Genomic DNA, 24,546 nt, shown 5'->3' on the forward strand with positions numbered 1-24,546 from the left:
CGGTCGCCGGCCTCCACCACGGTGACCCGGGCGCCGGACAGGGCCAGCCGGTGGGCGGCGGCCAGTCCGGCGATGCCGCCGCCGATGACGATCACCTGCATGGTCAGCGCGCGGTCCGCTCGTGCACGAACGCGGTGAGCCGGGTCAGGGCGTCCGGGTCGGTGTCGGGCAGGACGCCGTGGCCGAGGTTGAAGATGTGGCCGGGGAGCCCGGCGGCGGCGTCCAGCACCTTGGCGGCCTGTTCCTCGACGGCGGCGGTCGGGGCGAAGAGGACGGCGGGGTCGAGGTTGCCCTGGACGGTCTTGCCGCCGCCGATGCGGCGGGCGGCCTCGTCCAGCGGGACCCGCCAGTCGGCGCCGACCACGTCCGCGCCGGCCTCGCTCAGCAGGCCGAGCAGTTCGCCGGTGCCGACGCCGAAGTGGATGCGGGGCACGCCGTGGTGGGCGACGGCCTCGAAGACCTTGGCCGAGTGCGGCAGGACGGAGCGCCGGTAGTCGGCGGGGGCGAGGGCGCCGACCCAGGAGTCGAAGAGCTGGACGGCGGAGGCGCCGGCCCTGATCTGGACGTCGAGGAAGGCGGTGGTGATGCCGGACAGCCGCTCCAGCAGCGCGTGGAACAGCTGCGGCTCGCCGTACATCATGGCCTTGGTGTGCTCGTGGTTGCGGGACGGGCCGCCCTCGATGAGGTAGCTGGCGAGGGTGAAGGGCGCGCCGGCGAAGCCGATGAGCGGGGTGGCGCCCAGTTCGGCGGTGATCATCCCGATGGCCTCGGTGACGTAGGAGACGTCGTCGGGCTCCAGCGGGCGCAGCTGCTCCAGGTCGGCGTGGCTGCGGATCGGGTGGGCGACGACGGGGCCGACGCCCGGCTTGATGTCGAGGTCGACGCCGATGGCCTTGAGCGGCACGACGATGTCGCTGAAGTAGATGGCGGCGTCGACGTGGTGGCGGCGGACCGGCTGGAGGGTGATCTCGGTGACCATGTCGGGCCGCGCGCAGGCATCGAGCATCGCGGTACCGGCCCGCAGCGCACGGTACTCCGGCAGCGAGCGGCCGGCCTGGCGCATGAACCACACGGGGGTGTGCGGCACCGGCTCCCGGCGGCAGGCCCGCAGAAACGGGGATTCGGTCAGGGCTCGGTCCTGCGGCAGGCTGCTGTCAGTCACGGTAGGAAGTTTCGCACGACGCGCGGATTGACCCGCACCCCCGGGGTGTGCTTGGCGGCAGGGGTGCGGGCGGCGTGGCCTCGCGGTGATCGGCGGTGCGAGGACCTAGGGTTACCGGCCATGGCAGCCCCACGAATTGAGCCGACGGAGGACTCCGGAGACATGAACGGCCCCGGCGCTGAGGCTCCTTACGCGTTCCGGCGGGCGGTGGCGGCGCTCGGTTCCGCCCGGGTGCGGCCGGAGGTGCGGCTGGCACCGATGCCGGCCCCGCGCCGGCTCGCCCCGTACGCGCACGCCCTGGAGGCGGCGGTCACGGTGGACGGTACGGAGGTGGCGGACGGCCGCTTCGTCCTGCTGCACTCCCCGCAGGGGGACGAGAGCTGGCGGGGGGAGTTCCGGGTGGTGACCCTGGCCCGCGCGGATCTGGATCCGGAGCTGGGCGCCGATCCGCTGCTGCCGGAGGTGGCCTGGTCGTGGCTGACGGAGGCGCTGGAGGGGCGGGGGGTGACCTGGCTGGAGCCGAGCGGCACGGTGACCCGGGCGGGTTCGTACTTCTTCGGCGGGCTGGGGGACCGGCCGCCGCGCAGCGAGGTGGAGTTGCGGGCGTCGTGGACGCCGGGCGACGCCGAGGAGGCGGCGGGTCATCTGCTGGCGTGGTGCGCGCTGCTGGCGCAGTGCGCGGGTCTGCCGCCGGAGACCCAGGGCGGCACGGTGGCGGCGTTCCCGCGGCGGCGCGGGCCGCGTCCGGTGTGAGGGGGCAGGAAAGCGCACAACGGGCCGTATGACAAGGAGAACCGAAGGAGAAACCTACGAATCACCGGTTCGTGATCATTCTCTAAAGGCCCAAGGAGTTCATGCCGAAGGAGTCAATGACCCTTCCATCCGGATCGCCCCGGCTTCACCAGATAAGTCGGCTCCGTCCCCACCCCGCCCGGAGGCCCGGTGTCAGTTCTCCTCGAGCACCCCACAAGCCTGGTGGCCTACCGCCCCAACAAGCCCACCGCGATGGTCGTCGTGGCCGACCCGCGCGTCCGCTCCACCGTGACCCGCCATCTGTGGGCGCTCGGGGTGCGGGACGTGATCGAGGCGTCGTCCATCGCGGAGGCCCGCCCGCGGGTGGCCAACCCCCGCGACATCTGTGTCGCCGATGTCCACCTTCCCGACGGTTCGGGGCTCACCCTGCTGTCGGAGACCCGGGCGGCGGGCTGGCCCAACGGGCTCGCCCTGTCCGCCGCCGACGACATCGGCGCGGTGCGCAACGCCCTGGCGGGCGGCGTGAAGGGCTACGTCGTCACCGGCACCCGCAACAACCTGGGCCCGCCGGCCCGGCACGGCGCGGCGCAGATCGGCGCCGCCGCCCGGATGCACCACCACCGCCGTCCGCCGGGGGCGCCGGCCCACCAGGGCGGGTACCGGGAGCTGTCCGGGCGCGAGGTGGAGGTGCTGCGGCTGGTGGCCGAGGGCCAGTCCAACAAGGCCATCGGGGTGTCGATGGGCCTGTCGGCGCTGACCGTCAAGAGCCACCTGGCGCGCATCGCCCGCAAGCTCGGCACCGGTGACCGGGCCGGGATGGTGGCGGTGGCGCTGCGTACCGGCATCATCCACTGAGCGTGCGGCGGCCCGGCCGCCACCGACTCGCCCCGCTGCCCGCGGTGTCCTCGGGGACACCGGCGGGCAGCGGGGCGTTTGCGGTCGGATACGGTCCGACACCGCGCACCGTACGCACCCCGTTACCCTTGACAGGTGACCGACGCTCAGCAAACCGCCGATGACGCCGCCCCACCGACCGCCGAGCCGTCCGGTCCGGCGGCCGTTCCGCTGCTGGCCCCCCGGGAGGGTGTTCCCGAGGTCACGGCGGACGACGCGGGGCTGGCTTCGGTGGTGGACGCCTTCGCGGCGGGCAGCGGTCCGGTCGCGGTGGACGCCGAGCGGGCGTCCGGTTACCGCTACGGGCAGCGGGCGTATCTGGTGCAGTTGCGGCGCGAGGGCGCGGGCACGGTTCTCATCGATCCGGTGGCCTGCCCCGATCTGAGCGGCCTGGGTGCGGTGCTGTCGGGCACCGAGTGGGTGCTGCACGCCGCGACGCAGGATCTGCCGTGTCTGCGCGACATAGGGATGGTGCCCGAGCGGCTGTTCGACACGGAGCTCGCGGGTCGGCTGGCCGGGTTCGCCCGGGTCGGGCTCGGGGTGATGGTCGAGAACGTGCTCGGCTACAGCCTGGAGAAGGGGCACTCGGCGGTGGACTGGTCGACCCGGCCGCTGCCCGAGCCCTGGCTGCGGTACGCGGCGCTGGACGTGGAGCTGCTGGTCGATCTGCGGGACGCCCTGGAGGAGGAGCTGACCAAGCAGGGCAAGCTGGAGTGGGCGCACCAGGAGTTCGCGGCGATCGTGGCCGCTCCCCCGCCGCCGCCGCGCAAGGATCCCTGGCGCCGCACCTCCGGGGTGCACAAGGTGCGCAGACGGCGGCAGCTGGCGGTGGTGCGGGAGCTGTGGACCACCCGCGATCATGTGGCGCAGCGACGGGATCTGTCGCCGGGGAAGGTGCTGGCGGACGCGGCGATCGTGGCGGCGGCGCAGGCGGTGCCGGCGGATGTGGCGGCGCTGGCGGCGCTGCCCGGTTTCGGGCACCGGATGGGCCGCCGGCAGCTGGCGCAGTGGCAGGCGGCGATCGACCGGGCGAAGCGGCTGCCGGAGGCGCAGCTGCCGCAGCCGGGGCAGCCGGCGGCGGGGCCGCCGCCGCCCCGGTCGTGGGCGGACAAGGATCCGGCGGCGGCGGCGCGGCTGGCGGCGGCGCGGGCGGCGGTGACGGCGCGCGCGGAGGAGCTGCGGCTGCCGCAGGAGAATCTGCTGACGCCGGACACGGTGCGCCGGCTGTGCTGGGAGCCGCCGGCCCGTCCCGAGCCGGAGCTGGTGGCCGAGTCGCTGCGGGCGCTGGGGGCGCGCGAGTGGCAGATCGAGCAGACGGTGCCGCTGCTGACCCAGGCGCTGGCCGCCGGCGCCTGATCGGCGGGAACTCCCGGGGTATTGGGGCCGGGATCGCCCTTGCCAGGCGGTTACCCGCGAGTAGCATGGGGGGTGGACCGCACACTCCCGCCGGGGCGCCGAAGCCGAGCCCCGAGGTGGCTGCCCCCGGCCGGGATCCCACGCGTGGAGGAGAGCCAACGTGCCCCGTACCGTCAGGGATGTCGTCTTCGTCGACGGCGTCCGCACCCCGTTCGGCAAGGCGGGCCCGAAAGGGATCTACCACGAGACCCGCGCCGATGATCTGGTGATCAAGTGCATCAGGGAACTGCTGCGGCGCAATCCGGACCTGCCCCCGGAGCGGGTGGAGGAGGTGGCGATCGCCGCCACCACGCAGATCGGTGACCAGGGTCTGACGCTCGGCCGCAGCGCCGCGATCCTGGCCGGGCTGCCCTCGACCGTGCCCGGCTATTCGATCGACCGCATGTGCGCGGGCGCGATGACGGCGGTGACCACGGCGGCCGGGGCGATCGCGTTCGGTTCGGCCGATGTCGCGGTGGCCGGCGGTGTGGAGCACATGGGCCGGCACCCGATGGGTGAGGCCGTGGACCCCAATCCGCGGTTCGTCTCCGAACGTCTTGTCGACGAGTCGGCGCTGTTCATGGGGATGACGGCGGAGAATCTGCACGACCGTTTCCCGCAGCTGACCCGGGCCCGGTCGGACGAGTACGCGGTGCGCAGCCAGGAGAAGGCGGCCAAGGCGTACGCGGACGGCAAGATCCAGCCCGGTCTGGTGCCGGTGTCGGTGCGCCGCACCGACCCGGAGTCCGGCGGTGAGCTGGGCTGGGGCCTGGCCACCGAGGACGAGCCGATGCGGCCGGGCACCACCCTGGAGGGCATCGCCGGTCTGAAGACGCCGTTCCGCCCGCACGGCCGGGTGACGGCCGGCAACTCGGCCGGGCTGAACGACGGCGCGACGGCCTCGCTGCTCGCGGACGAGGAGACCGCGCGGGAACTGGACCTGCCGGTGCGGATGCGGCTGGTGTCGTACGCGTTCGCCGGGGTGGATCCCGAGGTGATGGGCATCGGCCCGGTCCCGGCCACCGAGAAGGCGCTGGCCAAGGCCGGTCTGCAAATCGGCGACATCGGTCTCTTCGAGATCAATGAGGCGTTCGCGGTCCAGGTGCTCGCGTTCCTCGACCACTTCGGGATCGCGGACGACGACCCGCGCGTCAACCAGTACGGCGGGGCGATCGCCTACGGCCATCCGCTGGCGTCCTCCGGCGTCCGGCTGATGAACCAGCTGGCCCAGCAGTTCGAGGACCAGCCGCAGGTCCGCTACGGCCTGACCACCATGTGCGTCGGGCTGGGCATGGGCGGCACCGTGATCTGGGAGAACCCGCTGTGGGAGGGCAAGTGAGCACGACGGCCGAGCTGCTGAGGACCGCCGCCGAGCGGTTTCCGGGTGAAGTGGTCACCCAGGCGCAGGTGCGCCATCTGGATCTGCCGGAGGGGGGCGGCCGGTTCGCGCTGATCACGCTCGACAACGGCTTCGACCACAAGAAGCCGACCACCTTCGGGCCGCGCTCGCTGGCCAACATCGACGCGGCCCTCGACCAGGTCGAGGCGGAGGCCGGGGACGGCTCGATCGTGGGCGTCGGGATCACCGGCAAGCCGTTCGTCTTCGCGGTCGGCGCCGACCTCAAGGGGGTCAGCGAGCTGCGCACCCACGACGAGGCGCTGGCCATCGGCCGCGGCGGGCACGAGGTGTTCAAGCGGCTGTCCGCGCTCCCGGTGCCGACGTTCGCGTACTACAACGGCGCGGCGCTCGGCGGCGGTGTCGAGATCGGGCTGCACTGCACCTACCGCACCGTCTCCCGTTCGGTGGCGGGCTTCGCGCTGCCAGAGGTCTTCCTCGGGCTGGTCCCGGGCTGGGGCGGCTGCACGCTGCTGCCGCAGCTGATCGGCGCGGAGCGCGCCGTCTCGGTGATCGTCGGCAACGCGCTCAACCAGAACCGGCAGCTCAAGGGCGCCCAGGTGCACGAGCTGGGCATCGCGGACGCCCTGTTCGACGCGGCGGACTTCCTGGAGCAGTCCCTGGCGTGGACCTCGGCGGTGCTGCGCGGCGAGCTGGCCGTGGCCCGTCCGGAGCCGGACCGGGGCGCGGCCTGGGACGAGGCGGTGGCGGCGGGCCGGGAGCTGGCCGACTCCAAGGTGCACGGGGCGGCGCCCGCCGCGTACCGGGCGCTGGACATCATCGCGCAGGTGCGCGACGGCGATGTGGCGGCCGGGTTCGACGCCGAGGACCGGGCGCTGGCGGATCTCATCCAGGGGGATGAGCTGCGCAGCGGGATCTACGCCTTCAACCTGGTGCAGGGCCGGGCCAAGCGCCCGGTGGGCGCGCCGGACAAGGCGCTGGCCCGGCCGGTCACCAAGGTCGGTGTGGTGGGCGCGGGGCTGATGGCCTCGCAGCTCGCGCTGCTGTTCGCGCGCCGTCTGGAGGTGCCGGTGGTGCTCACCGACATCGACCAGGAGCGGGTGGACAAGGGTGTCGGCTGGGTGCACGAGCAGATCGATCTGCTGCTGCTCAAGGGCCGCCTCACGCAGGACCGGGCGAACCGGCTGAAGGCGTCGGTCACCGGGTCGCTGGACAAGGCCACCGCCTTCGCGGACGCCGACTTCGTCATCGAGGCGGTCTTCGAGGAGATGGGCCTCAAGCAGCAGATCTTCGCGGAGCTGGAGGCCGTGGTGCCGCCGCACGCGGTGCTGGCCACCAACACCTCCTCGCTGTCGGTCACCGAGATGGCCGCCAAGCTGGAGCACCCCGAGCGGGTGGTGGGTTTCCACTTCTTCAACCCGGTGGCGGTGCTGCCGCTGCTGGAGATCGTGCGGGCGGAGCGCACCGACGACGCCACGCTGGCCACGGCGTTCGCGGTGAGCCGGAAGCTGAAGAAGACCTCGGTGCTGGTGAAGGACGCGCCGGCGTTCGTGGTGAACCGCATTCTCACCCGGTTCATGGGTGAGGTGCTGCGGGCGATCGACGAGGGCACCGAGGTGGAGGTGGCCGACCGGGCGCTGGCGCCGCTGGGGCTGCCGATGTCGCCGATCGAGCTGCTGGAGCTGGTGGGTCCCGCCGTGGCGCACCATGTGGCGGGCACGCTGGAGCGGGCCTACCCGGACCGGTTCACGGTGTCGGCGAATCTCGCCCGGGTGGTGGAGGCCGGCAAGAAGACCTTCTACCTGCACGACTCGGGCAGCCGGCGGCTCGACCCGGAGGTGCTGGCGCTCTTCGAGACGGGCGACCGTGCGCTGACCGCCGAGCAGGTGCGGGACCGGGCCCTGGACGCGATCGCCCAGGAGATCGGCCTCATGCTGGAGGAGGGCGTGGTGGCCGAGGCGCAGGACATCGACCTGTGTCTCATCACGGGCGCGGGTTGGCCGTTCCACCTGGGAGGCATCACCCCCTACCTGGACCGGGCCGGGGTGTCCGAGCGGGTGCTGGGCCGGCGGCTGCTGGAGCGGGGCGTGGCCTCCGTGCCCGCGTAGCCGGGACCAGGGGTACGGGTTTCCGGGCGCCCGGCGGTCGCAGACCGCCGGGCGCCCTCGCGCGTGGGGCCTGGCAATCCGACGAGCCGGACATATCATCGGTTGACATGCCATACCTCACGTTCGGTCTGTCGCGCAGGATGCGTCACATCCTCGGCTGGAGTCTGGCCGGGCTGCTGGTGGTCGCCGCGGGCACCGGCTGGTGGCTCTACCGCCACGTCAACGGCAATCTGCGCAGTGTCGACATCAACGCCGAGCTGGGCGAGCGGGACCGCCCGGAGCCCGACCCGGAGCAGCCCGCCCAGGACATCCTGGTGCTCAGCACCGACGCCGAGGCGGGCCAGCAGTCCGCCATGGTGGTGCACCTCCCGGAGAACGGCGAGGCGGTCACCGTCGTCGGACTCCCCCAGGACACCCCCGTACCGCGCCCCTCCTGCGCGGCCGACGAGGACGCGGCCGAGGACGGTGCGGCGGACGGCTCCGCCGGGCCGGGCACGCTGCCGTTCGGCGACCTCTACCCGCAGGGCGGCCCCAGCTGTGTGGTCAGCAGCGTCGAGGAGATGTCCGACATCCGGATGGACCACTACCTGGAGGTCGATTTCGGCGGCTTCGCCCAGCTGGCCGACGCGATCGGCGGAGTGACCCTCACCCTCGACGCACCCGTGCACGGCCCGGACGGCTCCACCGTCCTGGAGCCGGGCACCCACACCCTCGGCGGCGCCGAGGCCCTGGCCGCCGCCCGCGCCGCCCAGCCGGCCGAGGGCGAGCCCGATCTGCGCGAACGGATGCTCCTCGCACTGCTCACCGAGGTCGACTCCGAGGGCATGCTCTCCAGCCCGGCCAAGCTCTACCGGCTGGCGGACGCCGCCACCCGCTCCCTGACCACCGACTCCGAACTGGGCTCACTCACCGATCTGCTGGACTTCGCCCAGCGGCTGAGCGGCGTGGACACCGCGGCGCTGCGCACCGTCACCCTGCCCGCGCCCGGCGACGCCGCGGACCGGGTGTGGGAGGCGCTGCGCACCGGGGGCCCGGTGCCCGGGGCCGGATGAACCCCGCGCGCCGCCCAATGGCGTGGCATCCGGGTGACGGCGCCGGGCGCCGCGGTGGCCGGGACGCGGCCGGTGCGGGAGGGTGACCGGGCGGGCCGCCGGATCTTTTCCCGCGCGGGCGATGAGTTCCGGGCCGCGCCCTGGTCCTGATTCCGGAGAGCCGCACCGCGGCACCCGTCCCGCCTGAAGGAGGCACCGGCCATGGCCAGCAGCATCTTCATCAACCTCCCGGTCCACGATCTCGACCGGGCCAAGGAGTTCTACCGCAGCCTGGGCTTCACCATCAACGAGCAGTTCACCGACGAGAACGCCTCCTGTGTGGTGCTGCGCGAGGACAGCATCTACGTGATGCTGCTGACCCGGCCGTTCTTCGGGACGTTCACCGACAAGGAGGTCGCGGACACCGACCGCACCGCCGGTGTGATCAACGCGATCTCGATGGACAGCCGGGAGGCGGTGGACGAACTGGCGGACCGCGCCATGGCCGCCGGGGCGAAGCCGTCCAAGCAGTCCCCGGAGATCGAGTCGATGCACGGGCGGACCTTCCAGGACCCCGACGGGAACCTGTGGGAGGTCTTCTGGATGGACCCGGCGGCGATTCCGAACGACTGACGCCGGCCACGGGGGGCGGGAGGCCCGCGCCGTGACCACCCCACGGACCGGACCACGTCCGTGGGGCGACCGCGAGCCTCCCGCGGCTGTCCTAGGCCCCGGCGGTGGCCGCGTCCAGCCGCCCGTCGAGCCGGGCCACCAGGCCGGTGACGCGGCGGGCGATGTCCGGCGCGGTCAGCCCGATCTCGCCCAGGATCTCGGCACGGGAGGCGTGGTCGAGGAAGCGCTCGGGGATGCCGAAGTCGCGCAGCGGGATGTCCACGTCCGCGTCGCGCAGCGCCTGCGCGATCGACGACCCCACGCCGGCCGCCCGGCTGTTGTCCTCGATGGTGACCACCACGCGGTGCTCGGCGGCCAGGCCGGGCAGCGCGGCGTCCACCGGCTTGACCCAGCGCGGGTCCACCACGGTGGAGGTGATGCCCTGCCGCTCCAGCAGGGCGGCCGTCTCCAGGGCGACCGGCGCGAGCGCGCCGATCGACACCAGCAGCACATCGGGACGGTCGCTGCCCGGGTGCCGCAGCACGTCCATGCCGCCGACGGTGCCCACCGCCGGAACGTTCTTGCCGACCGAGCCCTTGGAGTACCGGACCACGGTGGGCGCGTCGGACACCTGCACCGCCTCGCGCAGCTGGCGGCGCACCTCCTCGGCGTCCCGGGGCGCGGCGATCCGCAGCCCCGGCACCACCTGGAGGATCGACATGTCCCACATGCCGTTGTGCGACGCGCCGTCCGAGCCGGTGATCCCGGCCCGGTCCAGGACGAAGGTGACCCCGCACTTGTGCAGCGCCACGTCCATCAGCAGCTGGTCGAAGGCCCGGTTGAGGAACGTCGCGTACACGGCGAAGACCGGGTGCAGTCCGCCGGTGGCCAGCCCGGCGGCGGAGACCGCGCCGTGCTGCTCGGCGATGCCGACGTCGTAGACCCGGTCGGGGAACTCCTCGGCGAACGCCTGGAGCCCCACCGGACGGAGCATCGCGGCGGTGATGGCCACGATGTCCTCGCGCTCGCGGCCCAGCTTGACGATCTCCTCGCCGAAGACGGAGGTCCAGTCGGCGCCGGGCGCCGCCACCGGGAGCCCGGTGTCGGGGTGGATGACGCCCACCGCGTGGAACTGGTCGGCCTCGTCGTCGCGCGCCGGCTGGTAGCCGCGGCCCTTCTCGGTGATGCAGTGCACGATGACCGGGCCGCCGAACCGCTTGGCGCTCTTGAGGGCCGACTCCAGCGCGCCGATGTCGTGGCCGTCGATCGGGCCGACGTACTTCAGCCCCAGGTCCTCGAACATGCCCTGCGGGGCGATGACGTCCTTCAGGCCCTTCTTGGCGCCGTGCAGCGTGTCGTACAGCGGCTTGCCGACCACCGGGGTGCGGTTGAGCATCTCCTTGCCCCGGGCCAGGAACCGCTCGTACCCCTCGGTGGTGCGCAGCGTCGCGAGGTGGTTGGCGAGGCCGCCGATCGTCGGGGAGTACGAGCGCTCGTTGTCGTTGACGACGATGACCAGCGGGCGGTCCTTGGCGGCGGCGATGTTGTTCAGCGCCTCCCAGGCCATGCCGCCGGTCAGCGCGCCGTCGCCGGTGACGGCGACCACGTGCTGGTCACGGCCGCGCAGCTGGTTGGCCTTGGCCAGGCCGTCCGCCCAGCCGAGCACGGTGGAGGCGTGGCTGTTCTCGATGATGTCGTGCGGCGACTCGGCGCGCGAGGGGTAGCCGGACAGGCCGCCCTTGGCCCGCAGCCGGGAGAAGTCCTGGCGGCCGGTGAGCAGTTTGTGCACGTAGGACTGGTGCCCGGTGTCCCACAGGATGGAGTCGGCCGGGGAGTCGAAGACGCGGTGCAGCGCGATCGAGAGTTCGACGACGCCCAGGTTGGGGCCGAGGTGGCCACCGGTTCTGGCGACGGACTCGATGAGGAAGGTGCGGATCTCCTGGGCCAGCTGCTCCAGCTGCTCGGGAGTCAGCCCGTCCAGATCGCGCGGTCCCGTCAGACGGGTCAGCAGCGCCACCGTTCCTCCTAGCTGTCGAGCGTTCGACGGTCCGGCCCGGTGCCGGTACGTCAAGCAGTTTATGGCCCCCTGCCCACCGGCAGAGGTCTCAGTATGCGAGATACGTCACCGGGCCCCGGGCGTGATCGGCCATGGGGCGTACCGATCGCGCGGAGCCCGGTGATGATCCGCTCACCTTACGGCGTCAGGTGCGCCCCGCGGTGCGCTGGGTGCGCCGGGACACGGAATCCAGGACGACGGCGAGCAGCAGCACCGCGCCGGTGATCATGTACTGGATCTCCGCGGCCATGCCCAGCAGGTTCAGCCCCGTGGTGATCGACTGGATGACCAGGGTGCCCAGCAGCGCCGACCAGACCCAGCCGCGTCCGCCGAAGAGGCTGGTGCCGCCGATGACGGCGGCGGCGATGACGTTCATCAGCAGGTTGCCCGAGCCCAGGCTCTTGGACGCACCGCCCGCCTGCGCGGCCCAGAACAGCCCGCCGAGAGCGGCCAGGGAGCTGGCGATGACGAAGACGGTCAGCCGCACCCGGGCGACGTTGATACCGGCCCGGCGGGCCGCCTCGGCGTTGCCGCCCACCGCGTAGATCTGCCGGCCGTAGGGGGTGTGCCGCAGCACGAAGTGGCCGGCGAACAGCACGCCCAGGAAGATGACCAGGGCCAGCGGCAGGCCGCGGTGCTGGTTGAGGGTGTACGCGACGGTGAAGGCGGCCAGCGCCACCAGCGCGCCGCGCAGCGCGATCTCGGTGACCGGGCGGGTGGTCAGGGCGGCGCGCTCGCGGCGGCGTTCAGTGCGCAGCAGGGCGAGGACGTACCCAGCGGTGATCAGCGCGGCGAGCCCGTAGGCGAAGGCGATGTCCGAGAAGTAGTACGTGGTGAAGTCGCGCACCAGCGAGTCGCGCGGGATGTTGATGGTGCCCTCGTTGCCCATCACCCAGATCTGCAGGCCGCTCCAGCCGAGGAAGCCGGCCAGGGTGACGACGAAGGCGGGCACGCCGATCTTGGCGAAGAAGAAGCCGTGGACGAGACCGACGGCGGCACCCGCGACGATCGCCAGGCCGATGGCGAGCAGATCGCTGTAGCCCTGGTTGACGGACAGCACGGCCCACAGGGCGGCGGAGAGGCCGGCCACCGAGCCGACCGACAGGTCGATCTCGCCCAGCAGCAGCACCAGGACGATGCCGACGGCCATGATGCCGGGGCCCGCGATGTACACGGAGATGTTGCTCAGGTTGCCGGGGGTGAGGAAGGTGCCCGTCTGGGCCTCGAACACGACGGCGATGATGATGAGGCCGACGACGACGGGCAGCGAGCCGAGTTCGCCGCCGGCGATCCGGCGGCGGAACTCGGTGAGGTACCCGGCCAGCCCGCGTTCGCGGACCAGCAGCCGGGGGTCGGGGGCGGGCTGGGTCATGACGGATCCTCCTGTTCCCGCTCCTGGTCCCCGAGCTTGGAGATGCGGTCGCGGCGGCGGCTGACCGCGTTGTCCGCGGCGCCGGTGATGGCGGCGATGATCGTCTCGTGCGAGGTGCCGGCCACCGGGAAGACCCCGTTGTTGCGGCCGAGCCGCAGCACCGCCACCCGGTCGGCGACGGCCTGGACGTCGGCCATGTTGTGGCTGATGAGGATCACGGCGAGGCCGCGTTCGCGCAGCCGCTCCACCAGGTCGAGCACCTGGGCGGTCTGCTCGACGCCGAGGGCCGCGGTGGGCTCGTCGAGGATGACCACCTCGGGCTCGCCGACCAGCGCGCGGGCGATCGCCACCACCTGGCGCTGGCCGCCGGAGAGCGAGGCGACCGGGATACGGACCGAGGGGATGCGGATGGACAGCGTGTCCAGCAGTTCGCGGGAGCGCTGCTCCATGGTCACGTGGTCGAGCATCGTGTGCCGGCGGATCTCGCGGCCGAGGAAGAGGTTGGCGACCACGTCCAGGTTGTCGCACAGCGCGAGGTCCTGGTAGACGGTGGCGATGCCGAGTTCCTGGGCGTCGTGCGGGCGCGCGATGCGCACCGGCTCGCCGCGGAAGTGGATGGCGCCGGAGTCGATGGGGTGGACCCCGGCGATGGTCTTGACGAGGGTGGACTTTCCGGCACCGTTGTCGCCCACCAGGGCGGTCACCTCGCCGGGGCGTATCTCCAGATCGACGTCGGTGAGCGCCTGGACGGCGCCGAACCGCTTGGAGACACCGCGCAACTCCAGTACGGGGGCGGCGGTCATAGGGGGGTTGTTCTCCTTGGGTGTGGGGCCGGGCGCGGCTGCCGCGGCCCGGCCCCGGGTCGAAGTGGGGGGAGGGACGGTCAGCCGATGCCGGCGGCGGCGCAGGCGTCCGCGTAGTCCCGGGTGCAGATGGCCTCGGCGGTGTAGAACTCGTCCGCGATGACCGTGTCGTTGATGGTGTCGACCGTGACGGTGACCGGGGTCAGCAGCGCGCTGGGGACGCCCTCGGTGGTCGGGGAGTCGACGGTGCCGGTGGTGAGGTCGGAGAAGTCCTCGCCGCGCAGGACCCGCACCGCGATCTCGGCGGTGAGTTCGCCCTGCGGGACCAGCGCCTTGTAGATGGTGAAGGTCTGCTCCCCGGAGACGATCCGCTGCAGACCGGCGAGTTCCGCGTCCTGGCCGCCGACGATCACCTCGTGCAGGTTGGCGGCGTGCAGGGCGGTGATGATGCCGGCCGCCATGCCGTCGTTGGCGGAGTAGACCGCGTCGATGGCGTCGGCGCCGAGGGACTCCACGGCGCCGGTGACGTCCTCGTTGGCGAGGGCGGCGTCCCAGCCGTCCACGTCCGACTCGTAGACGATGTCCACCACGCCGTCCAGGACCTCGTGGGCGCCCGCCTTGAACATGGCGGCGTTGGGGTCGGTGGGCGAACCGTTGATCATCACCACACCGGCGCCCTCGGCGTCGTCCCCCAGCGCCTCCAGCAGGGCCCGGCCCTGGAGCCGGCCGACCTCGGTGTTGTCGTAGGACACGTACGCGGCGACATCGCCCTCGGCGAGCCGGTCGTAGGCCACCACCGGCACGCCCTGGGCGGCGGCCTCCTCCACCCAGGAGGAGGTGCTGGCGGAGTCCACCGCGTCCAGGATGATGACGTCGACGCCCTGGGTGAGCATTGCGTCGAACTGCTGCTTCTGGAGCGCCGTGTCCTCGTTCGCGTTGTTGTACTGGACCTTGCAGTCCGAGCACAGCTCCGCGATCTTGCCCTCGATGGAGGGACGGTCGAAGGACTCGTAGCGGGTCGTGGAGTTCTCCGGCAGCAGCAGCCCGATGGTGCCGGACTCCTTGCCCTCGCCCGAGCCGTTGCCGTCCCCGTCGCCGTTGCCTCCGCCGCCTGCCTCGCCGCAGGCGGTCAGGGCCGCCGCGAGACCGAGGGACACGATGCCCACGGCTATCGGGCGCAACTGCATACGCATGATGTTCTCGCCTCCCTGTCCAGCCGCCACGGTGCGGCCGGGGTCGGCGCAAGAGATAACTCCGCGAATTCGCTGCCGTCAATACTTAAAACAGGCATCTCGCAAAACGATACGGATTCGCCGTCCGGCCGCCGGGTGCGGATTCAAGAGGTGAAGGCAGCCTGCCCGTTCGGGCATTCCGGCTGCCTTCTTCTGTGGTTTTCCGGACCGTTTTCTCAGTGGCTCACCAATGCGGCGTCCCCGACTTCGTTCAGGGCCAGCGCGAGCGCGCCGAGGACTTCGGCCCGCCCGCCGAGCGCACCCGGGACCAGGGTGAGGTTGCGGGCGGCGGAGGGGATGGCGTAGCGGCTGACCGAATCGCGGATCGGAGTGAGGGCGACCTCGCCCGCCTCGGCCAGATCACCGCCCAGGACCACCCGGGACGGGTTGAGCAGGTTGCACAGATGGGCGACGCCCGAGCCGATGTGCCGGCCGATGTCGGCGACCACCCGGCGGCAGCCCGGGTCGCCCTCGCGGGCCAGCTGCACCACCCGGCGCATCGTCAGGTCGGGGCCGTGGCTGGCGTGCAGCAGCGGCAGCACGTGCCGGGCGGCGGTGAAGGTCTCCAGGCAGCCGCGGTTGCCGCAGCGGCACACCGGGCCCGACTCGTCCAGGGTGATGTGGCCGATCTCGCCTGCGGTGCCGCCCGGGCCCCGGTAGATGCGGCCGTCGATCACCAGGCCCGCGCCGACCCCGGAGGCGACCTTGATGTAGGCCAGGTCGCCGCAGCCGCGCCCGGAGCCCCAGACGAGTTCGCCGAGGGCGCCCAGGTTGGCGTCGTTGTCGACGTGCACCGGCACGCCCGTCCTGACGGCGAGTTCCTCGCGCGGGTTGGTGCCGCGCCAGCCCGGCAGGATGGCGGTGGAGCCCAGGATGCCGGTGGCCACGTCGATGGGCCCGGGCACGCCCAGGCCCATGCCGAGGATCTTCGCCCGGTCCACGCCCGCGGTGCCCAGCAGCCGGGACACCAGCTTCTCGGCCCGGTCGAAGCCCTCGGCGGCCGAGGCGTCCACGTCGAACGGCTCGGCCTCCTCGGCGAGCACCTGGTGGGAGAGGTTGCCCACGGCCACCCGCAGATGCGAGTGACCGAAGTCGATGCCCACCACGATGCCCGCGTCGGCGGCCAGCGAGACGCTGCGCGCCCGCCGCCCGCCGGCCGAGGTGGTGCGCACCTCGACGTGCCCGCCGTCCTTCAACTCCCGCACGATGTTGGACACGGTGGCCGCCGAGAGCCCCGTGGTCCTGGCGATGTCGGCCTGGGTCAGGGCGCCGGCGCTGCGCACCGCGCGTACCACTCGTTCCAGGTTGGCCCGGTGCAGTGACGACTGCGACCCCGGAGTCTGCACGGCTCACTCCCCTTACGTTGCAGCGCCCGTACACTATTTGACCGCATGCGGCGCCGCAGGGGAAGCGTCCGGTTACCGTACGGCTCCGGCGGTGAGGCCGGTCTGGACCTGCCGCTGGAAGGTCACATAGACCACGAGCACCGGGATGATCGCCATCGAAACCCCTGCGTACAGCGCTCCCCAGTCCCCCTCGTACCGCTGCTGGACCATCAGGGCGGCCAGGCCCTGCGGCAGGACGGCTTCCTCGGGCGAGCCGATGTTGAGCACCTTCGGCAGGACGAACTGGTTCCACTGACCGAGGAAGTTGAAGATCCCGATGCTGATGAGCCCCGGTCTGGCCATCGGCATCATGATCTGGAAGAAGATCCGGCTGTGCGAGGCGCCGTCCAGCACGGCGGCCTCCTGGACCGCCCCGGGAAGCGTACGGAAGAAGGACACCAGAAAGAAGACGGTGAACGGCAGGGAATAGGCGATGTAGACCAGGATCAGGCCCTGCCGGGTGTTCAGCAGTCCGAAATTGTCCAGCACGAAGAACAGCGGCACCAGGGCGAGAAAGACCGGGAACATCAGGCCGCCGGTGAAGAGGAGATGGACGGCCCGGTTGCCGCGGAACTCGTAGCGGGCGATCACGTACGCGGCCATCGCCCCCAGCAGCATGGTGCCGGTGAGCGAACCGGAGAGAATGATCAGCGAATTGAGGGTGTAGCGGCCGATGTCGGCGGTGGTCCAGGCGTTGGTGAAGTTCTCCCAGTGCAGCCCGCCGGGCAGCCCGAAGGGGTCGGAGACGATGTCCGTGTGCGGGCGGAAGGCGGCCAGCAGCACCCAGATGAGGGGGCCGGCCGCCAGCACCGTCCACAGCACCAGGAAGGAGTGGGCGAAGACGTTGAGTGCCCCGCCCTCGGTGCGGCGCGCGTCGCCGCGGGTTCGGCTCATGGCGTCTGGCTCCTTCACAGCTCGATGCGCTCGCGCCGCGCCAGGCGCATCATCAGGCCGGCGAACAGCAGGGTGACGGCGAACAGGGCGACGCCGATGGCGGTGGCGTAGCCGGCCTGGCCGTCCCGGAACGCCTTGTCGTAGAGGTAGCTGGGCAGCACGTCCATGCCGTGTTCGGGCACCATGATCGAGACCAGGGCGAAGCAGTCGAGTGCCTGGATGCCCATGTAGATCCAGCCGGTGCGCACGGTGCCCCAGCTCAGCGGCAGGGTGATGCGGAAGAACGTCACCGGGCGGCTCGCCCCGTCCAGCAGCGACGCCTCGTAGATCTCGTGCGGAATGGCGCTCATCGCGGCGGAGAACAGCACCACGTAGAAGCCGACGAAGGACCAGCACAGCACGGCGAGGATGCACCACACGGCGAACCGGCCGCCGAGCCAGTCGTTCTGCCGCAGCGAGTCCAGGCCCACCGCGCTCAGGCCCTCGTTGAGGATCCCGCTGCGCGGCGAGTAGATGCGCGCCCAGATCACCGCGATGATCGCGATGGAGAGCACCTGCGGGAAGAAGTAGAAGATCTTGTACAGCCGGGTGCCGGCCACCCCGGCGACGGCCTGGCCGCCGCGCCGCCGTCCGCCCGCGTTGAGCATGAAGGCGAAGAACAGCCCGAGGGAGAGGGTGATCAGCGGGGCGAGCGCCAGCAGCAGCAGGCTGTGCCCCAGCGCCTCCCAGAACTTGTCGTCGTTCCACATCCGTTCGTAGTTGGCGGTGCCGGTGAAGGTGTACTCGGCGGTGTAACCGGTCCAGTCGGTCATCGAGTAGAAGAACGCCTGGACGAACGGTGAGACGACGAACACCAGGTAGACGATGAGGGGCGCGGCGAGGAACCAGCCGATGAAGCGGTACTGGTCGACGGTGCGGTAGTGCCGGCTGTCGCGCACCCGCCGCGGGGTGAGGCGGGGCGGCAGGAAGAGTGCCGCCCCCAGCAGCAGCCGGTCCCCCGGCGTCATCAGATGTGCTCGAAGTGCTGGAGCGAGTCGTCGGCGGCCGCGGCGTCGGCGGCCCGCTGGCAGCGGGTGATCGCCTCGCCGGGCTCGATGTCGCCGGCCATCATGGCGGCGATGGCGCCGCCGATCTCCTCGTTGTTGAGCTGGCGGTACCAGTCGGGCAGCCGGACGGTGACGAGGTTGTCGCCGGCGGCGGCCAGCATCTCGTTGGCGGAGCTGAGCCCGGGCGGCAGGTCCATGCCGTCGACCGAGTCGCGGACGCAGGTGAGCGAGGAGACCAGGCTGGTGAAGTTGCGGGCGGATTCGCGGCCGAGCATGATCCGCAGGAACTCCAGGCCCCCGGCCACGTTGGGGGCGTCCGCCGGGACGAAGAAGGGCTCGCCCGGCGCGGCCCAGATCGTCTCGAACGGCATGGCGTCGGAGGCGTCGAGCGAGGTGGGCGGGCCGACCGCCATGTCGAAGTCGGCCGGGGTGTTCTTGGCGGCCTCGTTCTCCACCCAGGAGCCGTTGGGGTGGAACAGGGCCCGGCCCGCGCACCATTCGTCCTGGGACTCCTCGTGGCTGAGCCCGGAGCTGCCCTCCAGCACGAAGCCGCGCGCGGTCAGTTCGTGGTACGCCTCGAAGGCGGCGCGCACCGCTTCGTGCCGCCAGGCGTTGGGCTCCAGGTTGTCGATGGCGCGCAGCACGTCGGCGCCGCCGATCTTGGCGATGAAGGGGTAGAGCGTGAAGTTGAAGTAGTACGGGTACATCCCGGCGTACGTCCAGCCGGCCATGCCCGCCCGCTTGGCCTTCTCGCAGACCGCGATCATCTCGTCCCAGGTGCGGGGGTACTCGGCGTCCAGCCGCTCCAGGGCGGTGCGCGAGTACCACTGGCCGTACACGTGGTAGGCGTAGTTGAGGCGGTATACGGCCTGGGTGCCGAACTGGCCCATCTCGACGGTGCCGGGCTGGAGCGTGTCGCGCACGGTGACGTCCGGGTCGTCGAGGGAGGGCGCGTCGAGGAGTTCGGTGAGGTCGTGCACCTGGTCGTTGCGGATCAGGGCGGCGATGTCCATCGCCTCGGCGCCGGAGTTGTCCACGACGTCCGGCGGGTCGCCCTTGACCATGCGCGGCTGGAGCCGGGACTGGATCTCCTGGGTCTTGACGTGGGTGACGGAGCCGAAGCGCTGCTCGTAGAGCTTCTCGGCGTCCAGGGCGTACTGGTCGCCGAAGCCGCCGTCGAAGATGACGACTTCGAGGTCGCCGTCGGGGTGGGCGCCCAGCGGGTTGTCGGCGGTGGGCTCGACGCGGCCGACGTTCTTGGTGCCGCCGCCGCTGCCGCCACTGGCGCAGGAGGTCAGGGCGCCCAGGGCCGGGACGGCGAGCAGGGAGGCGGCGGCGGTACGGGTCAGCAGGGCGCGGCGGCCGACGTACCGGGGGTGGGGGGTGTGCGGACCGTGCGGACGTGACGTCATGGCTCAAGTCCTCGCCTTCATACGGGACTCGGGCGGCGGCTGTCCGCCCGGGTGGCGACAGGTATAGTCCACTCGCCGCGGCCGGGGAAGGTCGCCTGCGGGGCTCATGACAAGGCTTTTCCGAGTTGATACCTGCCGGACAAACGCCGAAGGGCCGCCCCTCCCCGTTTCCGGGGGAAGGACGGCCCGTGGACCCGTCAGTCCCGCTGCGTCACTTGCGGATCAGCGACCTCAGCACGTACTGCATGATCCCGCCATTGCGGTAGTAGTCCGCCTCGCCGGGGGTGTCGATCCGGACGGTGGCGTCGAACTCCACGCCGGTGTCCGTGGTCACCTTGACGGTGGAGGGGATGCGGCCCTCGTTCAGCTCGGTGACGCCGGTGAAGGAGAAGGTCTCCTCACCGGTGAGCCCCAGCGACTCGGCGGTCGTACCGGCCGGGAACTGGAGCGGGAGCACGCCCATGCCGATCAGGTTGGAGCGGTGGATGCGCTCGTAGGACTCGGCGATCACCGCGCGCACGCCCAGCAGCGCGGTGCCCTTGGCGGCCCAGTCGCGGGAGGAGCCGGAGCCGTACTCCTTGCCGGCCAGGATGACCAGCGGGATACCGGCGGCCTGGTAGTTCTGGGAGGCGTCGTAGATGAACGAGACCGGCCCGTCCGCCTGGGTGAAGTCGCGGGTGTAGCCGCCCTCGGTGCCCGGCGCGATCTGGTTGCGCAGCCGGATGTTGGCGAAGGTACCGCGGATCATCACCTCGTGGTTGCCGCGGCGCGACCCGTAGGAGTTGAAGTCGCGGCGGCTCACGCCGTGCTCGGTGAGGTACTGGCCGGCCGGGGTGTCGGCCTTGATGGCACCGGCGGGCGAGATGTGGTCGGTGGTGACCGAGTCGCCGAGCTTCGCCAGCACGCGGGCGCCGGAGATGTCGGCGACCGGCGCGGGGTCCATGGTCAGGCCCTCGAAGTACGGGGGCTTGCGGACGTAGGTGGACTCCGGGTCCCACTCGAAGGTGGAGCCGGTGGGGATCGGCAGGGAGTTCCACTGGGCGTCACCGGCGAAGACGTCGGCGTAGCTCTGGCCGAACATCTCCTGGCCGATGGCGGACGCGACGACGTCCTCGATCTCCTTCTCGGAGGGCCAGATGTCGGCGAGGTAGACCGGCTTGCCCTCGGAGTCGGTGCCCAGCGGCTCGGTGGTGATGTCGATCTTCATCGAGCCGGCCAGCGCGTAGGCGACCACCAGCGGCGGGGACGCCAGGTAGTTCATCTTGACGTCGGGGTTGATCCGGCCCTCGAAGTTGCGGTTGCCGGAGAGCACCGAGACGACGGCGAGGTCGTTGTCGTTGATCGCCTGGGAGATCTCCTCGGGCAGCGGGCCCGAGTTACCGATGCAGGTGGTGCAGCCGTACCCGACCAGGTTGAAGCCCAGCTTGTCGAGGTACGGGGTGAGACCGGCCCGGTCGTAGTAGTCCATGACGACCTTGGAGCCGGGCGCCAGGGTGGTCTTGACCCACGGCTTGCGGGTGAGACCGCGCTCCACCGCCTTCTTGGCCAGCAGCGCCGCGCCGACCATGACGGACGGGTTGGAGGTGTTGGTGCAGGAGGTGATGGCGGCGACGGTGACGGCGCCGTGGTCCAGCTCGAAGGTGCCGTCCGCGGTGGTCACGGTGACCGGGTTGGAGGGCACGCCGTTGGAGACGGCGGGGGCGTCGGAGGCCGGGAAGGACTCCTTGCCCGCCTCGTCCACGTCGGCGGACGACACGTAGTTGCGGACGTCGGCGCCGAACTTCTGCTTGGCGTCGGCGAGCGCGATGCGGTCCTGGGGACGCTTGGGGCCGGCGATCGAGGGGACGACCGTGGCGAGGTCGAGCTCCAGGTACTCGGAGAACTCCGGCTCGTTGGCCGTGTCCAGCCACAGGCCCTGCTCCTTGGCGTACGCCTCGACGAGCGCCAGCTGCTGGGCGTCGCGGCCGGTGAGCCGCAGGTAGCTGATGGTCTCCTCGTCGATCGGGAAGATCGCGGCGGTGGAGCCGAACTCCGGAGACATGTTGCCGATGGTGGCGCGGTTCGCCAGCGGGATGGAGGAGACGCCCTCGCCGTAGAACTCGACGAACTTGCCGACCACACCGTGCTGGCGCAGCATCTCGGTGATCGTGAGCACCAGGTCGGTGGCGGTGGTGCCGGTGGGCAGCGAGCCGGTGAGCTTGAAGCCGACCACGCGCGGGATCAGCATGGAGACCGGCTGGCCCAGCATGGCGGCCTCGGCCTCGATGCCGCCGACGCCCCAGCCGAGCACGCCCAGGCCGTTGACCATGGTGGTGTGGGAGTCGGTGCCGACCAGGGTGTCGGGGTACGCCTGGCCGTTGCGGACCATGACGGTGCGGGCCAGGTGCTCGATGTTGACCTGGTGCACGATGCCGGTGCCGGGCGGGACGACCTTGAACTCGTCGAAGGCGGTCTGGCCCCAGCGCAGGAACTGGTAGCGCTCGCGGTTGCGGCCGTACTCCAGCTCCACGTTCTGCTGGAACGCGTTCGGGGTGCCGAACTTGTCGGCGATCACCGAGTGGTCGATGACCAGCTCGGCCGGGGCCAGCGGGTTGATCCGGGCCGGGTCGCCGCCCAGCTCGCGGACGGCCTCGCGCATGGTCGCCAGGTCGACGACACAGGGCACGCCGGTGAAGTCCTGCATGATCACCCGGGCGGGGGTGAACTGGATCTCCTGGCTGGGCTGGGCGTTCGGGTCCCAGGAGCCGAGCGCCCTGATGTGCTCGGCGGTGATGTTCGCCCCGTCCTCGGTGCGCAGCAGGTTCTCCAGCAGCACCTTGAGGCTGTACGGGAGGCGGGCGGCGCCCTCCACTTTGTCCAGCCGGAAGATCTCATACGACTCGTCGCCCACCCGCAGCGTGGCGCGGGCGTCGAAGGTGTTGGCCGACACGACTTTCTCCTTCAGGGACCTTCACTAGATATCTCGATGTCGAGATAACTCTAGTACATCGGCCCCGGGAACGCGCGGAGGGCCCCGCGTTCGGCGCCGCCCCGCCGGATGCCCGGCCCGCACCACGGAAAACGGCGGGCCGCCGGACCTGATGCGCCGGTCCGCTCCCGCACCGATGATGGGAAAGGTGACAGCGGAGGAACAGCGACTCCGGGCGACCACCCGACCCCCGGCCCCTTCGGCCCCGCCGGCGGCGGCCGACCGGGGGAACCGGGGACCACGGCGCGCACCCCCGAACGGAGCACATGCGCCGCACCCGGCGGACGCCGGATCCCCCGGGACACCGGGCCACTCACCCGAATGGCCCCCGCCCGGATGCCTCATCTCATATCTGAGATAGGGTCGCTTGCATGACCGATGACTACCTCGCCCGGATCGGGCAGCTCATCCGGGACGCGCGCCAACATCGTGGCTGGACGCAACTGCAACTCGCCGATGCTCTCAGCACCTCGCAGAGTGCCGTCAACCGGATCGAGCGAGGGAACCAGAACATCAGCCTTGAGATGATCGCGCGCATCGGGGAGGCCCTCGACAGCGAGATCGTGTCGCTGGGTTACTCCGGTCCGATGCATCTGCGCGTGATCGGCGGACGCCGGCTCTCCGGCAGCATCGATGTCAAGACGAGCAAGAACGCCTGCGTCGCACTGCTGTGCGCCTCGCTGCTCAACTCCGGCCGCACCGTCCTGCGCCGGGTCGCCCGCATCGAAGAGGTCTTCCGCATCCTGGAGGTCCTCAACTCCATCGGCGTCCGCACCCGCTGGATCAACGACGGCGCCGACCTGGAGATCCAGCCCCCGGCCCAGCTGGACCTGGACGGCATCGACGCGGACGCCGCGCGCCGCACCCGCAGCATCATCATGTTCCTCGGCCCGCTGCTGCACCGCGAGACCCATTTCAAGATCCCCTACGCCGGCGGCTGCGACCTCGGCACCCGCACCATCGAGCCCCACATGACGGCCCTGCGCCGGTTCGGCCTGGAGATCACCGCGACGGAAGGCATGTACCACGCCACCGTCAACCGGCAGATCGGCCCCGAGCGGCCCATCGTCCTCACCGAGCGCGGCGACACCGCCACCGAGAACGCCGTCCTGGCCGCCGCCCGGCACGACGGCGTCACGGTGATCCGCAACGCCTCGTCCAACTACATGGTCCAGGACCTCTGCTTCTTCCTGGAAGAGCTGGGCGTACGCGTCGAGGGCGTGGGCACCACCACCCTCACCGTGCACGGCGTCCCGCACATCGACCGCGACGTGGACTACTCCCCCTCCGAGGACCCGGTCGAGGCCATGAGCCTGATCGCCGCCGCGGTCATCACCGAATCGGAACTGACGATCCGGCGCGTCCCGGTGGAGTTCCTGGAAGTCGAACTGGCCGTGCTGGAGGGCATGGGCCTCAACCACGACCTCTCCGCCGAGTACCCGGCCGACAACGGCCGCACCCGGCTCGCGGACCTGACGGTGCGCCCCTCCAAACTGGAGGCGCCCATCGACAAGATCCACCCGATGCCGTTCCCCGGCCTGAACATCGACAACGTCCCCTTCTTCGCGGCGATCGCGGCCTCCGCCCACGGCTCGACCCTGATCCACGACTGGGTCTACGACAACCGCGCCATCTACCTCACCGACCTCAACCGCCTCGGCGGCCGCCTCCAGCTCCTGGACCCGCACCGCGTCCTGGTCGAAGGCACCACCCGCTGGCGCGCCGCCGAGATGATGTGCCCCCCGGCCCTGCGCCCGGCGGTGGTCGTCCTCCTGGCGATGATGGCGGCCGAGGGCACCTCGGTGCTGCGCAACGTGTACGTGATCAACCGCGGCTACGAGGACCTGGCCGAACGCCTGAACTCGGTGGGCGCCCAGATCGAAACGTTCCGCGACATCTGACCACCGACTGCCCCGCGCCCCGTCCGACCGCTCCCGCGGTATGCGCCGGGGCGCGGCGGCTTGTTGTCGTGGTTGAGTTGTGAAATCCGTGTTGACAATGCCAACAGATTGACACGAGTTCCACTACTGGGTGAAGGTATACGCTCACCGTGCGAGTTGCACCTA

19 protein-coding genes are annotated in these 24,546 nt (G+C 71.3%); 8 read left to right on the forward strand and 11 right to left on the reverse strand.

Translation table 11 applies throughout. From position 1 onward, the window contains the following. Positions 1-101, reverse strand: a 101-nt coding sequence (locus ACFV5N_RS02540) for an FAD-dependent oxidoreductase (protein WP_385593062.1), incomplete at its 3' end; no start/stop codon positions are given. Positions 102-103: 2 nt separating this feature from the next. Next, a complete protein-coding gene (gene hemE, locus ACFV5N_RS02545; protein WP_385592999.1) occupies positions 104-1,162 on the reverse strand; it encodes a uroporphyrinogen decarboxylase in 1,059 nt (352 codons plus the stop codon). A 162-nt stretch (positions 1,163-1,324) separates the two neighbouring features. Between hemE and ACFV5N_RS02550 the strand changes: the two genes are divergently transcribed. The 7 genes from ACFV5N_RS02550 to ACFV5N_RS02580 all read left to right on the forward strand — a co-directional run bounded on the left by ACFV5N_RS02550 (position 1,325) and on the right by ACFV5N_RS02580 (position 9,333). Then, positions 1,325-1,915 (forward strand): DUF3000 domain-containing protein, encoded by a 591-nt coding sequence (locus ACFV5N_RS02550; RefSeq protein WP_385593002.1) that lies wholly within the window; start codon positions 1,325-1,327, stop codon positions 1,913-1,915. Between the two features lie 189 nt (positions 1,916-2,104). Continuing rightward, entirely contained in the window at positions 2,105-2,770 is a 666-nt protein-coding gene (locus ACFV5N_RS02555) for a response regulator transcription factor (RefSeq protein ID WP_026047480.1), read from the forward strand. Between the two features lie 135 nt (positions 2,771-2,905). Beyond that, on the forward strand, positions 2,906-4,165 hold the full coding sequence (locus tag ACFV5N_RS02560) for an HRDC domain-containing protein (protein ID WP_385593005.1): 1,260 nt from the start codon (positions 2,906-2,908) through the stop codon (positions 4,163-4,165). 160 nt (positions 4,166-4,325) lie between these two features. After that, a complete protein-coding gene (locus ACFV5N_RS02565; protein WP_385593008.1) occupies positions 4,326-5,543 on the forward strand; it encodes a thiolase family protein in 1,218 nt (405 codons plus the stop codon). Then, positions 5,540-7,669, forward strand: a complete 2,130-nt coding sequence (locus tag ACFV5N_RS02570; RefSeq protein ID WP_385593011.1) for a 3-hydroxyacyl-CoA dehydrogenase NAD-binding domain-containing protein — start codon at positions 5,540-5,542, stop codon at positions 7,667-7,669. The genes ACFV5N_RS02565 and ACFV5N_RS02570 overlap by 4 nt, the downstream gene beginning before the upstream one ends. A gap of 107 nt (positions 7,670-7,776) precedes the next feature. After that, the gene (locus tag ACFV5N_RS02575; protein ID WP_385593014.1) at positions 7,777-8,721 is read left to right on the forward strand and encodes an LCP family protein; all 945 of its coding nucleotides are present in this window, start codon (positions 7,777-7,779) and stop codon (positions 8,719-8,721) included. Positions 8,722-8,922: 201 nt separating this feature from the next. Then, entirely contained in the window at positions 8,923-9,333 is a 411-nt protein-coding gene (locus ACFV5N_RS02580; protein ID WP_385593017.1) for a VOC family protein, read from the forward strand. Positions 9,334-9,424: 91 nt separating this feature from the next. Here ACFV5N_RS02580 and dxs read toward each other — a convergent pair whose 3' ends face one another. The 9 genes from dxs to acnA all read right to left on the reverse strand — a co-directional run bounded on the left by dxs (position 9,425) and on the right by acnA (position 22,441). Next, entirely contained in the window at positions 9,425-11,329 is a 1,905-nt protein-coding gene (gene dxs / locus ACFV5N_RS02585) for a 1-deoxy-D-xylulose-5-phosphate synthase (protein ID WP_385593020.1), read from the reverse strand. Between the two features lie 184 nt (positions 11,330-11,513). Next, complete coding sequence (locus ACFV5N_RS02590) at positions 11,514-12,740, reverse strand: sugar ABC transporter permease (protein WP_385593022.1); 1,227 nt, start codon at positions 12,738-12,740, stop codon at positions 11,514-11,516. Then, positions 12,737-13,543, reverse strand: a complete 807-nt coding sequence (locus ACFV5N_RS02595) for an ATP-binding cassette domain-containing protein (protein WP_385593025.1) — start codon at positions 13,541-13,543, stop codon at positions 12,737-12,739. The genes ACFV5N_RS02590 and ACFV5N_RS02595 overlap by 4 nt, the downstream gene beginning before the upstream one ends. 80 nt (positions 13,544-13,623) lie before the next feature. Next, on the reverse strand, positions 13,624-14,736 hold the full coding sequence (locus ACFV5N_RS02600; RefSeq protein ID WP_385593027.1) for a sugar ABC transporter substrate-binding protein: 1,113 nt from the start codon (positions 14,734-14,736) through the stop codon (positions 13,624-13,626). A 215-nt stretch (positions 14,737-14,951) separates the two neighbouring features. Further along, entirely contained in the window at positions 14,952-16,121 is a 1,170-nt protein-coding gene (locus ACFV5N_RS02605) for an ROK family transcriptional regulator (RefSeq protein ID WP_385593030.1), read from the reverse strand. Positions 16,122-16,193: 72 nt separating this feature from the next. Further along, complete coding sequence (locus ACFV5N_RS02610) at positions 16,194-17,054, reverse strand: carbohydrate ABC transporter permease (protein WP_385593033.1); 861 nt, start codon at positions 17,052-17,054, stop codon at positions 16,194-16,196. A 14-nt stretch (positions 17,055-17,068) separates the two neighbouring features. Further along, on the reverse strand, positions 17,069-18,061 hold the full coding sequence (locus ACFV5N_RS02615; RefSeq protein ID WP_385593035.1) for a carbohydrate ABC transporter permease: 993 nt from the start codon (positions 18,059-18,061) through the stop codon (positions 17,069-17,071). Beyond that, positions 18,061-19,512: an N-acetylglucosamine/diacetylchitobiose ABC transporter substrate-binding protein gene (ngcE, locus tag ACFV5N_RS02620; RefSeq protein WP_385593038.1), complete on the reverse strand. Its 1,452-nt coding sequence runs from the start codon at positions 19,510-19,512 to the stop codon at positions 18,061-18,063. The genes ACFV5N_RS02615 and ngcE overlap by 1 nt, the downstream gene beginning before the upstream one ends. Positions 19,513-19,723: 211 nt before the next feature. Continuing rightward, complete coding sequence (gene acnA / locus ACFV5N_RS02625) at positions 19,724-22,441, reverse strand: aconitate hydratase AcnA (RefSeq protein WP_385593040.1); 2,718 nt, start codon at positions 22,439-22,441, stop codon at positions 19,724-19,726. A gap of 410 nt (positions 22,442-22,851) precedes the next feature. Here acnA and ACFV5N_RS02630 point away from each other — a divergent pair, with 410 nt between their 5' ends. Continuing rightward, the gene (locus ACFV5N_RS02630) at positions 22,852-24,381 is read left to right on the forward strand and encodes a UDP-N-acetylglucosamine 1-carboxyvinyltransferase (RefSeq protein ID WP_385593043.1); all 1,530 of its coding nucleotides are present in this window, start codon (positions 22,852-22,854) and stop codon (positions 24,379-24,381) included. The last annotated feature ends 165 nt before the right edge of the window (positions 24,382-24,546 follow it).

Origin of the sequence: Streptomyces sp. NPDC059853 (assembly GCF_042731495.1) — a bacterium.
Classification (GTDB): domain Bacteria; phylum Actinomycetota; class Actinomycetes; order Streptomycetales; family Streptomycetaceae; genus Streptomyces.

Coding starts and splice junctions, on each gene's coding strand:
- ngcE (WP_385593038.1), bottom strand. CDS start 19,512: ATGACGTCACGTCCGCACGGTCCGCACACCCCCCACCCCCGGTACGTC.
- ACFV5N_RS02595 (WP_385593025.1), bottom strand. CDS start 13,543: ATGACCGCCGCCCCCGTACTGGAGTTGCGCGGTGTCTCCAAGCGGTTC.
- ACFV5N_RS02630 (WP_385593043.1), top strand. CDS start 22,852: ATGACCGATGACTACCTCGCCCGGATCGGGCAGCTCATCCGGGACGCG.
- ACFV5N_RS02590 (WP_385593022.1), bottom strand. CDS start 12,740: ATGACCCAGCCCGCCCCCGACCCCCGGCTGCTGGTCCGCGAACGCGGG.
- ACFV5N_RS02575 (WP_385593014.1), top strand. CDS start 7,777: ATGCCATACCTCACGTTCGGTCTGTCGCGCAGGATGCGTCACATCCTC.
- ACFV5N_RS02600 (WP_385593027.1), bottom strand. CDS start 14,736: ATGCGTATGCAGTTGCGCCCGATAGCCGTGGGCATCGTGTCCCTCGGT.
- ACFV5N_RS02610 (WP_385593033.1), bottom strand. CDS start 17,054: ATGAGCCGAACCCGCGGCGACGCGCGCCGCACCGAGGGCGGGGCACTC.
- ACFV5N_RS02580 (WP_385593017.1), top strand. CDS start 8,923: ATGGCCAGCAGCATCTTCATCAACCTCCCGGTCCACGATCTCGACCGG.
- ACFV5N_RS02615 (WP_385593035.1), bottom strand. CDS start 18,061: ATGACGCCGGGGGACCGGCTGCTGCTGGGGGCGGCACTCTTCCTGCCG.
- ACFV5N_RS02550 (WP_385593002.1), top strand. CDS start 1,325: ATGAACGGCCCCGGCGCTGAGGCTCCTTACGCGTTCCGGCGGGCGGTG.